The 12,008-nt window shown below is 72.8% G+C and carries 7 protein-coding genes; 6 read left to right on the forward strand and 1 reads right to left on the reverse strand.

Going from position 1 to position 12,008, the window contains the following annotated elements; translation table 11 throughout:
* Window positions 1-650: 650 nt before the first annotated feature.
* A complete protein-coding gene (locus WMF33_RS48590) occupies window positions 651-4,526 on the forward strand; it encodes a DUF4215 domain-containing protein (RefSeq protein ID WP_437339591.1) in 3,876 nt (1,291 codons plus the stop codon).
* 47 nt (window positions 4,527-4,573) lie between these two features.
* On the opposite strand, the gene WMF33_RS48595 is transcribed toward WMF33_RS48590, so the two are convergent.
* A complete protein-coding gene (locus tag WMF33_RS48595) occupies window positions 4,574-6,328 on the reverse strand; it encodes a sensor histidine kinase (protein WP_437334947.1) in 1,755 nt (584 codons plus the stop codon).
* 418 nt (window positions 6,329-6,746) lie between these two features.
* On the opposite strand from WMF33_RS48595, the gene WMF33_RS48600 reads away from it, so the two are divergent.
* The 5 genes from WMF33_RS48600 (at window position 6,747) to WMF33_RS48620 (ending at window position 11,998) form a co-directional block, all read left to right on the forward strand.
* Window positions 6,747-8,756, forward strand: coding sequence for a methyl-accepting chemotaxis protein (locus WMF33_RS48600; protein WP_437316913.1), 2,010 nt, complete (start codon window positions 6,747-6,749; stop codon window positions 8,754-8,756).
* A gap of 34 nt (window positions 8,757-8,790) precedes the next feature.
* Entirely contained in the window at window positions 8,791-9,810 is a 1,020-nt protein-coding gene (locus WMF33_RS48605) for an FHA domain-containing protein (protein WP_437334948.1), read from the forward strand.
* Window positions 9,811-9,865: 55 nt separating this feature from the next.
* Window positions 9,866-10,330 carry a 1,2-dihydroxy-3-keto-5-methylthiopentene dioxygenase gene (locus WMF33_RS48610; RefSeq protein ID WP_437334949.1) on the forward strand — a complete coding sequence of 155 codons (465 nt, stop codon included), beginning with the start codon at window positions 9,866-9,868 and terminating at the stop codon, window positions 10,328-10,330.
* A 14-nt stretch (window positions 10,331-10,344) separates the two neighbouring features.
* Complete coding sequence (locus WMF33_RS48615) at window positions 10,345-10,713, forward strand: cupin domain-containing protein (protein WP_437334950.1); 369 nt, start codon at window positions 10,345-10,347, stop codon at window positions 10,711-10,713.
* A gap of 121 nt (window positions 10,714-10,834) precedes the next feature.
* The gene (locus WMF33_RS48620; RefSeq protein ID WP_437334951.1) at window positions 10,835-11,998 is read left to right on the forward strand and encodes a flavin reductase; all 1,164 of its coding nucleotides are present in this window, start codon (window positions 10,835-10,837) and stop codon (window positions 11,996-11,998) included.
* The last annotated feature ends 10 nt before the right edge of the window (window positions 11,999-12,008 follow it).

The following is a 12,008-nucleotide window of genomic DNA, read 5'->3' on the forward strand; positions in this document are numbered from 1 at the left end:
ATGCCGGCGCGGTATTCATCTCCCGTGCCCTCGCGCGCCGCGCCCGGCCGCCGGCGCGGAACACGGCTGAGGTGGCCAGCCGCGCGAGGTGGCGGCGTATGCATGTCCCTCCGCTCCGGAGCGAGCCGGAACGCCGAGGCCCACGGCCGACTCCGCCGCGGCGATTTGTCTCAAGCTCCCCCCGCCGCTCGCGTCACTGTGGCGCGAACGCCGCGCCGCGCGTGGGCGCGCTGGAACGCCGGCGCCGTCAAGCGCGAAGCCCTGCCGCGCTCGCCTCATCAGCTATCCGCCAACCCCCGCCAGCACCCTGCGTCGCGTCAGGCGCGTCATCCCTTCGTGCGGCTCCCGGCCTACGCGGGTAGGACGCACGCACGCACGCACGCACGCACGCACGACGATCCCGACGACCAGGAAAGGCCGAGGGCAGCGAGGCGCGCCGAGCACAGCCGCTCGGGCACGGCGAAACGTCGAAGCGTCGAAGCGTCGAAGCGGCGAAGCGTCGAAAACAACGAGGTGTGATTTACCGCTAGAGGTGTGAGGCGCGTTTACGATATGGTGCATCCTAGCGCCGTTGGCCTCTGCTGAGCGCAACGTGCGTTATCGAGGTGGCTGTGGGCTTGAGAACCTCTTATCTGGCTTTGGCGTTGGGATTGCTTCAAATCACGGCGGGTTGCGGCGGGGACGTCTCGTCCCCGGGCGACGCCACGGGCTCCGGGAGCGGCGCGGGCTCCGGCACCGGCGGGCCCGGCTCCGGCGGCGCCGGCGGCGAGCCGGAGTTCACGGTCGGCAGCGGCCCTGGCCTCGGCGGCAGCGGCGCGGGCGAGCCGGATCCGTGCGACGTCGATGAGCCGCCGCCCGAGTGCTTCCTGCCGCCCGATCCCGCGTGCGGCGACGGGGCGAAGAACCAGGAGGCCGAGACCTGCGACGACGGCAATACCCTGCCCGGCGACGGCTGTTCGGGGCAGTGCCAGGTCGAGCCCTACTGGGAGTGCACGACGCCCGGCCAGCCCTGCCGGCTGACCATCGCGTGCGGCGACGGCATCCTCCACCCCGGCGAGTTCTGCGACGACGGCAACACCGCGGACGGCGACGGCTGCAGCGCCGATTGCCTCTACGTCGACTCCTCGTACGTGTGCCCGAGGCCGGGCGAGCCGTGCATCCTGCTCTACGACTGCGGCGACGGCCGCGTGAACGGCTCCGAGGAGTGCGAGGACGGCGACGATCCGCCCGCGTCCGGCGACGGCTGCGACGCCGAGTGCAAGCGCGAGCCGGGATATCAGTGCAGCCGGCCCGGTCAGCCGTGCACGCCGCTGCCGGTCTGCGGCAACGGCGACAAGGAGACCGGCGAGGGGTGCGACGACGGCAACGCCACGAGCGGCGACGGCTGCTCGAGCCTGTGCCGGCAGGAGCCTTATTACTACTGCCCGACGCCCGGATCGCCCTGCGAGCGGCTGATCGAGTGCGGCGACGGCGAGGTGCAGCCGGGAGAGCTCTGCGACGACGGCAACGCCGAAGGCGGCGACGGCTGCAGCGCCGACTGCCAGGTGCGGGACCCGAACTACGTGTGCCCGGAGCCGGGCGAGCCGTGCATCCTGCTCTACCGGTGCGGCGACGGCCGCGTGAACGGCGCGGAGCAGTGCGACGACGGCGAGGCGGTGCCGGAGAGCGGCGACGGCTGCACCGCGGACTGCCGCCTCGAGGAGGGCTGGGTCTGCAGGCCGGGCCAGCCCTGCACCGTGAGGACCTTCTGCGGCGACGGGGTGGTGCAGGTCGGCGAGCAGTGCGACGACGGCGGCGGCGCGTCGCCCGCGGGCGGCGACGGCTGCACCGCGCAGTGCAAGATCGAGCTCGGCTGGACGTGCCCGCCGGCCGGCGGCGCCTGCACGCCGCCCCCGCCCCCGGTGTGCGGCGACGGCGTGATCGGCGGCGACGAGGTGTGCGACGACGGCGACGGCACGCCGGCCAGCGGCGACGGCTGCAGCGCCGATTGCCGGACCATCGAGAGGGGGTGGGACTGCTCGCGCGTCGGGTTCCCCTGCAAGACGGTCTGCGGCGACGGGATCAAGGTCGGCGCCGAGCAGTGCGACGACGGCGATCTCGTCTCCGGCGACGGCTGCGACGATCGGTGCCGGATCGAGCCCGGCCGGGTGTGCGACGATCGCGAGCCCCAGGACTGCAGGGGCCGCTCCGTGTGCGGCGACGGCGTCCGCGAGGGCACCGAGGTCTGCGACGACGGCAACGGCAACTGGCGCGACGGCTGCACGCCGGACTGCAAGCGCGAGCCCGACTGCAGGGCCGGCGCGTGCCTCTCGATCTGCGGCGACGGCATCCTCCTGCCCGGCGACGCCACCGAGCAGTGCGACGACGGCAACACCGAGAGCGGCGACGGCTGCTCCGCCACGTGCCGGATCGAGCCGGGCTACGTCTGCACCGTGGCGCCCACAGAGATGCGGCTGCCGATGGTCCTCCGCGACTTCATCGGCTGGTGCCCGAGGGAGACCAGCGCGAGCAATTCCCAGTGCGACGCCCGCCTGACGGACCGCCTCATCGGGCACTTCGACTTCGAGATCACGCCCAGCGGTACCACCTTGCAGACCGACGGCACCGTCGAGTCGACGCTCGACGCCGACGGCAAGCCCGTGAACGCCCACGGTAACGGCTACTTCGAGCCGGCCAGCAGCAACGGCTGGACCACGGGGCAGGAGAACTTCCAGTGGTGGTACCGGGACAACCCGATCTTCAACAGGACGCTCGTCACGACCATCCAGCTGACCGAGATGGGCGCCGGCAGCGGCAGGTACGTGTACCAGCGGAACCCGTTCTGGCCGTTGGACCTCGACCCGCCCGGCGCCGATCCCGCGCTCGACAGCCTCGTCGCCGCCGGGCTGGAGCGGGCGCAGGACAACGGGCACAACTTCTACTTCACGAGCGAGGTCCGCTACTGGTTCCAGCACCGCTCGGACGGCAACGCGAGCAACAACCCCGTGCTCACCTTCTACGGTGACGACGACGTCTGGGTGTTCATCAAGAACACGCTGACCGCGGACATCGGCGGCATCCACGGGCAAGCCCAGGAGAGCGTGACCATCCTCGACAACGGCGACGCCCAGGTGACCCCCTGCCCCACCTCTTCCGGCTGCCCGAACCGCGCGGCCTACCCCGTCGACCTCAACCTCGAGCACGGGAAGGTCTACGAGATCGCGGTGTTCCAGGCCGAGCGCCACGTCACCGGATCGAACTACCAGCTCACGCTGGCGGGCTTCAGCGCCGGAACGTCGGTGTGCACGCCGCAGTGCGGGGTCGAGCCGCCGGTCGTCACGCCGGGCGAGGAGTGCGACGACGGCCGCGCGAACGGGACCGGCTACGGCCAGTGCAACAACTGCCAGCTCGGCCCCTACTGCGGCGACGGCGTGAAGAACGGCCCCGAGGCCTGCGACAACGGGGTCAACAACAGCACCTACGCCAACTCCTCGGGCGCCTGCGCCCCGGGGTGCGTGGCCCCGCCCCGCTGCGGCGACGGCCTGGTCAACGCGCCCTACGAGGCGTGCGATCTCGGCTCCGGCAACACGGCGAACGGCTACGGCGGCTGCACGACCTCGTGCGAGATCGGGCCGTCGTGCGGCGACGGCGAGGTCAACGGCCCCGAGCAGTGCGACGACGGCAAGAACGACGGCTTCTACGGCACCTGCAACCCGAACTGCACGCGCGCCCCGCAGTGCGGCGACGGCCGCGTCGACGAGGAGTGGGGCGAGCAGTGCGACGACCCCACCGACGCGAACTGCGTGGGCTGCCAGCTCGGCGTGCATTGCGGCGACGCGGTGGTGCAGTCGAACTACGGCGAGGAGTGCGACGACGGCCGCAACGACGGCGGCTACGGCGAGTGCGCCCCGATGTGCCTCTACGGCCCGCGGTGCGGCGACGGCGTGGTGCAGCCCGACGAGGAGGACTGCGACCTCGGCGAGGGGATGAACACCGGCGCGTACAACGGGTGCAACGCCTCCTGCACCTACGGTCCGTACTGCGGCGACGCGGTCATCAACGGCGCCGAGGCCTGCGATGACGGCGTGAACGACGGCTTCTACGGCAGCTGCTTCCCCGACTGCACGCCGGCGGCCCAGTGCGGCGACAGCCACGTCGACGAGGAGTGGGGCGAGCAGTGCGATCCCCCGAACGAGGCGACCGGCTGCAGCGACAACTGCCGCCTCGGCGCCCAGTGCGGCGACTCCGTGGTGCAGGCCCACCTCGGCGAGCAGTGCGACGACGGCAAGAACGACGGCGGCTACGGCGAGTGCGGCCCGCAGTGCAAGTACGGGCCGCGCTGCGGCGACGGCGTCGTCAACGGCCCCGAGCAGTGCGACGACGGCAACAACACCGGCGGCTACGGCAAGTGCGCGCCGGGGTGCAAGTACGGGCCGCACTGCGGCGACGGCATCCGCCAGAGCGCCTACGAAGAGTGCGACGACGGGAACAACAGGAGCGGCGACGGCTGCAGCTCGGCCTGCGAGTACGATAGCCAGCCGCTCTAGTCAGAGCGCCGCGTGACAGGGGCGCGCGCCCGCGGGCGGCGCCCCTGTCACGGCACGTCCGGCGCCCTCGGCCGCACCGTGGTGTCCCCCGGCGGCTTCTCCAGGAGCGGCGGCCCCCCGACCGGCAGCCAGATCTCGAAGACCGCGCCCCCCTTCTGGGCCTTGCGGTAGCCGATCTCCCCCCCGTGCTCGAACACGATCCGCTGCGCGATCGCGAGCCCGAGCCCCGTCCCCTTCTCCTTGCTCGTCGCGTACGGCTCGAACAGGCGCGGCACCATGTCCTCGGCCACCCCCGGCCCGTTGTCGCGCACCACGATCCGCACGCGATCGTTCGGCAGCGGGCCGATCGTCACCGAGACGCGCGGGTCGCGCCGGACCGCGCCCGCCGCCTCCAGCCCGTTCTGGACCAGGTTCGTGAGCACCTGGATCAGCTGGTCCCGGTCCGCCGAGACCTTCGGGATCGGCTCGGCCACGAGCTCGACCCGCGGCGACGCCGCGCCGCCCGTCGTCCCGCCCGTCTCCTCGCCCGCCGGCGCGGCGTGCAGCGTCACCACCCCGCGCGCGATCGCCACGAGATCGACCGGCTCCGGGTTGGGCGCCGGCAGCCGGGCGAACCGCGTGAACTCGGTCACGATGTTCGCGATCCGGTGCACCTCGTTCAGCACCGTCGACGTCGCCTCCTCGAAGTAGTCGTCGAACGCCGGATCCTCGCGCTGCCGCAGCCGGCGCAGCGTCTCCACCGCCGCCCGGATGGGCGCCAGCGGGTTCTTGATCTCGTGGGCGATCTGCCGCGCGACCTCGCGCCGCGCCGCGATCCGCTCCGTCGCCGCCAGGCGCTTGCGCATCGCGGCGAGCTCGTCGATGGTCGCGTTGAACGCCGCCGCGAGATCCGCGATCTCCCGCCCCCCGCGCCCCTCCACCCGCCGCGGCGCGCCGCTCATCACCTCGCGCGTCTCGCGGGCCAGCGCCGCGATCGGCCGCGACAGGCTGCGCGCCAGCACCACGGCGATCCCGAGGGCGATCGCCAGCACCGTGGCGCCGGTCAGCGCGATCGAGCGATCGAGCCGGGCCAGCGCCTGCCTCAGCGGCTCGCGCGACACCGAGGCGACCACGTCGAGCCCCGGGATCTCCGGGACGTCGAGGACGCGCACCACCTCGGCCTCGCCGCTCCGGGGCGCGCGCCCCCCCTCGGGCGCCGCCGTGAGCCGCACGTGGTACGCGTCGCCGATGCGCGCGAGCACCGGGCCGATCCGCCGCGCCCCCACGAGGCCGATCGTCACCCCGTGCCGCGACAGGGCGCAGTGGACCTCCAGCGACGGCTCGCCGCCCGCCTTCGCCGGCCGGAGCCGCGGCGCGCCCCCCGGGGCCTTGATCGCCTCCGCGAGCCGCGGGTCGCGGGCGCCGATGCGCGAGGCGTCCTCGGCCGCGAGGACGCTCCCGTTGGCCGCCACGAGCGACAGCTCGTCGAGGCGCAGCGCCTTGGCCTGGCTCGGGACCAGGCGGCGCAGCGCGATGCGGCTCGTCGGGTCCATCGCGTCCGGGTCGCCCTTGGCCCGCTCCAGCTCGACGTGGGCCTTGTCGACGAACGTGTCGTGCTGGCAGAACGGCGGCAGGAGGTCGCGCAGCGCCTCGGCCTCCCACGCGAGCTGCTGCCGGACGCCGGCGTGCGCCGCGTCGATCCGATCGGCGAAGCCGCTCTCGATGATCTCGCGCGACGCCTCGCGCAACGTCAGGCCGACGAACGCCGTCGCGATGATCGCGACGAGCCCGAAGGCGAGCAGGAGGCGAGCGGCGAGGGGCATGGCGGCGCGGCCACGGCCGCCCGGCCACCCCGGCGGCCAGGACGGCCGGGCGGCCGCCGCGGTCTGCGGCGGTGTTCAGGGTCGAGCCTGGAGGAACCGGCGCCCGCGCCGAGCCCCCGCGGCGGTCCTTCTCCGCCGCGTCTCCGTGCATACGCCATCGGGTCGAGGTCGTCCAAATTCATCGCGACTTCCCCACACGCCGGCCCTGGCCGTGCGGCCGCCCCTGCGCCCCTGCGCCCCTGCCCAGAGGCAGCGCTCCGGTCCGCGGCTCGCCTGCCGCGGCCCCTCACCGCGCTTCTGCCGCGCGCTCTCCTTGCACCGGGGGGCACTCGCCTCTTACGCTCGGGCGTCCTCGGGGTCGTCGGGTGCGCGCTGGCCCACGCGCGCGCCGCCGCTCGACCGCGCTGGAACGCACGAAATGAACTCCAAGCAGCTCTCCATCCCCATCGCCGTAGTCCTCGCGCTCGTCGGCCTCGGGTTGAGTTTCGCGTCGAGGTCGCTGGCGGAGTTCTCGGGCCAGCTGTTCATGTTCTTCGGCTTCTCCGCGGCGGTGGCGGTGGTATACGCGAGCCTCGCGGGCAAGGGCGGCGTCCCCCTCGGGGGCCTGCGCGACGCGCTCCGCGCGGCCGCGCGGGGCAAGCGGCCCAAGCTGCCCGAGGGCGCCCCCGCCGACATCGCGGAGACCTACGAGCAGATCGCCGAGCTGGCCGGCCGGCAGGCCGAGCTCGCGGAGGAGCGCCACGCGCTCGCCGAGGAGCGCGACAAGCTCGCGCGGGAGCGGGACGGCCTGAGCCGCGAGCGCGACGGGGTCGAGCGGCAGCGCGACGCCCTGGAGCGGGAGCGGGACAGCCTGAGCCGCGAGCGCGACGGGCTCCTGAAGGAGCGCGACGGGCTCACGAAGGAGCGCGACACCCTCGAGCGGGAGTGCGCGAACCTCACCCGCAAGGTGAACGACCTCGCGCAGCGCGGCCCCGACATCGACGTCGACGCGCTCGTCGACGCCGTGCTGCGCGCCACCGCCGGCGAGCGGGTGCGCGTCCCGCCGGGCGCGCCGCCGGAGCTCTCGCGCCTCTACTCGGAGCTCACCGGCATCGCGGAGCGGGTCACCCAGTCCGAGCTGCGCGACAAGCAGCGCCGGTCGGAGCTGGCCCAGGCCACCGTGCTGCTCGACGAGCTCCTGCCCAAGCTGAGCGACGGCGTGAGCAGCGTCATGCACGCGAGCGAGCAGGCGACCGTGTACATCCGCGACATGACGACCGCCCTCGCCAACATCGCCCAGTCGGTCGAGTCGCTCGCGTCGAGCGCCGAGGAGTCGAGCTCGAGCATCCTCGAGATGACCGCCACGAACGAGGAGGTCGCCGAGAACGTCGGCGAGCTCGGGTCGAGCGTGCGCGAGACGGTCTCGTCGATCGAGGAGATGGCCTACTCGATCCGCGAGGTCGCGAAGAACGTCGACGCCCTGGCGCTGACGGCCGAGGAGACGAGCTCCTCGATGAACCAGATGGACGTCTCCATCGATCAGGTCCAGTCGAACGCGAACGAGACGGCCCGGCTCTCGGAGGAGGTGGCGACCGACGCCGAGAAGGGCGCCGAGGCCATCCTGAAGACGATCGGCGAGATCTACCGCATCAAGGAGTCGAGCCAGGAGGCCGTGGCCGTCATCTCGAACCTCGGCTTCCGGATCGAGGCGATCGGGCAGATCCTGGCCGTCATCGACGACGTCGCCGAGCAGACGAACCTGCTCGCGCTGAACGCCGCGATCATCGCCGCCCAGGCCGGCGAGCACGGCAAGGGCTTCGCCGTCGTCGCCGACGAGATCAAGGACCTCGCCGAGCGCGCCGGCGGCAGCACGAAGGAGATCGCGGAGCTCATCAAGACGATCCAGTCCGAGTCGAAGAACGCGATCGCCGCCGTCGAGCGCGGCGCGCACAACGTCGACCGCGGCGTCGAGGTGTCGAACGAGGCCGAGCGGGCCCTGAAGAAGATCCTGGAGAGCTCGCAGAAGTCGACGAACATGGTGCGCGCCATCGCCCGGGCCACGGTCGAGCAGGCCAAGGGGTCGAAGCAGGTCACGGACGCGATCGGCCGCATCGCCGAGACGGTGCAGCAGATCGCCGCCGCCACGGCGGAGCAGGCGCGCGGCTCGGAGCTCATCATGAAGAGCGCGGAGAAGATGCGGACCATCACGCAGCACGTCGAGCGATCGAGCCAGGAGCAGGCGCGCGGCGGCCGCCAGATCACGAGCGCGATCGAGCAGATCTCGAACCAGGTCCACAGCCTCAACGCCTCGCACCGCAGCCAGACGCGCGGCGGCGAGCAGCTCATCGAGGCCGGCAAGCGCATCGAGGAGGCGGCGCGGCAGCAGGATCAGGCGGTGCGGCAGCTCGTCAGCGCCACCGAGCGGATGCGTCGCACGGCGGCGATTTGACCCCCCGCGGCCCTTCCGCGCAGAGGCAGCGTCGATGGCGCTAACGATCGTGGTGCTCTCGCCCGGCGGGGCGGGGAATTCGCCCGGCGGGGCGGGGAGGGAGGGCGAGCTCTCGCTGACCCTGGACGCGCCCCGCATCATCCTCGGCCGCGCCGAGGGCTGCGAGGTCCGCCTCCCCGACACGAGCGTGAGCCCCCGGCACGCGTCGATCCGGCAGCGCGGCGCCACCTACCTGCTCCTCGACGAGGGCAGCGAGAACGGCACCTTCCTCGGCAAGACGCGCATCGCCCCGCGCACGGCGATGCCGCTGCGCACCGGCGACCGCATCCGCATCGGGCGCGTGTGGCTCGCGCTCCGGATCGAGCCGGCGGTCCCGAAGGCCTCCCCCACCGCGGCCGCCAAGGAGCTCGCCCTCGAGCTCGTCGCCCGCGGCCTCGCCGCCCAGGGCGAGGATCCCACGCCGCGCGTCGTCGTCGTGGACGGCCCGGACCGCGGCCGCGCGCTGCACGTGGAGGCGCCCGGGCGACCCTACTTCGTCGGGCGCGCCCAGGACGCCGATCTCACGCTCGACGACCCGGACGTCTCCCGTCGCCATGTGGCCATTACGCGCAGAGGCGACCAATTCTCAGTTCAGGATCTCGGGTCGCGCTCCGGCGCCTCGCTCGACGGCGTTCCGGTGCCTCAGTTCGATACGATCTGGCGGCCTGGACAGGTGCTGGCGATCTCGGCCGATCGGCTTGTGTTCGAGCATCCGGCCGCCGAGGCGCTCGCGGAGATCGAGCGCAGCCCGTGCGAGCCGCTCCCTGCGGACGCGGCCGTCGAGCTTCCTTCGGCCGAGGAGCCGTCCGCACCGTCATCCTCGCCGACTTCCACGCCGACGCCTTCGCCTGCCTCCGCGAGCACGTTATCGCCGCTCGCGCGGCCTGCCGCGGCGGCGCCGCGCGTTGCGCAGGGTGGCGGGTGGGGGTTCACCGAGGCGCTCATTGCGTTGCTCGCGCTGGGTGTGCTGGCTCTCAGCATCGCGGGTCTGATGTGGCTGCTTGGACGCGGTTAGCGTCTTGACGTCGCGCGCGCGCAGAGGTCGAAGAGCCCAGTCCCGGAGGGTGCGCATGCGTGCGATCCGAATGAGCGCTGAAGGCGAGATCGAGTTCACCGAGGCGGAGCTCCAGGCGGAAGGGATCCGGTGCGGCACGTTCGACCCGGGCGCAGCTGCGCTGGCCTTGCAGCGCGTGAACGCGGAGCGCGGGTGGACGGAGCACGACGAGGTCCGACGCGACACGAGCAATCCTCGCGATGAGGCGGAGAGCGCGCGGGAGGCCGACGAGCACTGCCACCTCGGCGACGAGGTGCGGCTCTTCCTCGAGGGGCAGGCCCTGTACGACGTCCGCTGCATGAACGACGAGTGGTTGCGGATCTGGGTCGGCGCGGGCGATCTCGTGGTCGTGCCGGCGCGGCGCTACCACCGCTTCGTGGCGAGCAAGGCCGCTGCGCTCCGCTACTTGCAGCCGTACGGCGGCCGCCACCTGCTCATGCAGCTCTACCGCGTGTCCGACGATCGGACGCGCGCGTTCTGATCTGGAGGTCCTCGATGGCGCGCCCTTACCGTCTCGTCACGTCCGCCACGCGCATCCCCGTGCCTGGCGGCAAGCTGATCGAGGAGCTCTTCGGCCGCGTGAACACCGGCACGGACGGCTTCAGCCTGGCGCACATGGTGGCGCCGCCCGGGTGGAGCGAGCCGGCGCAGACGCCCGCGTTCGGCGAGCTGACGCTGATGATCCGCGGCCGCATGCGCGTCGAGATCGCGGGCGAGACGGTCGACCTCTCCGCCGGGCAGGCCCTCTGGACGGAGCCCGATCAGCGCGTCCGCTACAGCAACCCGTTCGACGAGGAGAGCGAGTACTTCGCCCTCTGCATACCGGCGTTCGCGCCGGACCTCGCGCGGCGCGACGCCGGGTGAGTTGCGTGCGGGCGGCGATGGCCGCGCGCGGGGTGGGTGGTGGCCGCGTGGCGATGGACGAGAGCGCGCGCGCGGCGCAGATCCTGGATCCCGGGTGCGCGCCGAGCGCGTACTATGGCCTATGCTCTTCGATCCCGCGGAGTTCCGGAAGGTGCTGGGCCAGTTCGCGACCGGAATCACGCTCGTGACCACGGTGCAGGACGGCACGCCGCACGCGATGACGGTGAACTCGTTCAGCGCCGTCTCGCTCGAGCCGCCGCTCGTGCTGTTCTGCGCGGACCGGCGCTCGCGCACGAGCGCGGCCATCGAGGCGTCGGGCGTCTTCGCGGTGAACATCCTGCGGGAGCAGCAGCGGGACATCTCGGATCTGTTCGCCGGCAAGGGCACGGACATCGATCGGCAGGCGGTGCTCACCGAGGCGCACGTGGCCGAGTCCGGCAGCCCGATCCTCAAGGACGTGCTCGCCTTCATCGACTGCAAGGTGGAGCACGCGTACGACGGCGGCGATCACATCATCTATGTCGGCCGCGCGCTCTCGTCCGGCCGGGGCGAGGCGGGCGCGCCGCTCCTGTACTACCGGGGCACGTACCAGGCGCTCGACGACGTCTGGCGGTGGCGCGACCGGTACGCGGCGAAGGAGCAGGCGACCCCGTTCCACGAGCTTGTCGACTTCTTCGATCGCATGCAGGCGGAGGGGCCGTACGCGACGCTCATCGACGAGCTCGTCACGCTGGCCGATCCTGGCGTGGAGGAGCGGTGCCTCGACCTCGGCTGCGGCACCGGCCGGCTGACGCGCGAGATGGGGCGCCGGTGCCACGAGGCGGTCGGGATCGACGCGACCGCGGCGATGGTCGAGCGCGCCGCGCAGCGGGCGAAGGCGCTCGGCCTGGACAACGTGACCTTCCGGGAGGCGCTCGCGACGCGGCTCCCGTTCCCCGACGCCTCGTTCGACGTGGTGACCGCGTCGAACCTGCTCCTGCACGTGCCCGAGCCGGGCCCGGTGCTCGCCGAGGCGGCGCGCGTGCTCCGCCCGGGCGGCCGCCTCGCGCTCCTGGAGCCCGCGCCCGGGATGAACCGCGTCGCCATGGCCGGCTACCTGCGCGGCCACCGGTACAACCCGCAGACGGCCCACGCGATGCTCGCGTGGGCCGACGCGGCGGAGGTCACCTACCGCCACACCGAGGACCGGCTCACCGCCGATCTGAGCGGCACGGGCTTCGAGATCGATCGCCGCGAGCGCCGGATGAACGGCCTCGCGCTGCTCTGGATCGCGCACAGGGGGTGAGCCCCCGGCC

It is taken from the genome of Sorangium sp. So ce394 (genome assembly GCF_051474665.1).
GTDB classification, from domain to species: domain Bacteria; phylum Myxococcota_A; class Polyangia; order Polyangiales; family Polyangiaceae; genus Sorangium; species Sorangium cellulosum_D.

Excerpts from the sequence above, each read along its gene's own strand:
- WMF33_RS48595 (WP_437334947.1), bottom strand. The coding sequence starts at position 6,328 with ATGCCCCTCGCCGCTCGCCTCCTGCTCGCCTTCGGGCTCGTCGCGATC.
- WMF33_RS48600 (WP_437316913.1), top strand. The coding sequence starts at position 6,747 with ATGAACTCCAAGCAGCTCTCCATCCCCATCGCCGTAGTCCTCGCGCTC.
- WMF33_RS48605 (WP_437334948.1), top strand. The coding sequence starts at position 8,791 with ATGGCGCTAACGATCGTGGTGCTCTCGCCCGGCGGGGCGGGGAATTCG.
- WMF33_RS48610 (WP_437334949.1), top strand. The coding sequence starts at position 9,866 with ATGCGTGCGATCCGAATGAGCGCTGAAGGCGAGATCGAGTTCACCGAG.
- WMF33_RS48615 (WP_437334950.1), top strand. The coding sequence starts at position 10,345 with ATGGCGCGCCCTTACCGTCTCGTCACGTCCGCCACGCGCATCCCCGTG.
- WMF33_RS48620 (WP_437334951.1), top strand. The coding sequence starts at position 10,835 with ATGCTCTTCGATCCCGCGGAGTTCCGGAAGGTGCTGGGCCAGTTCGCG.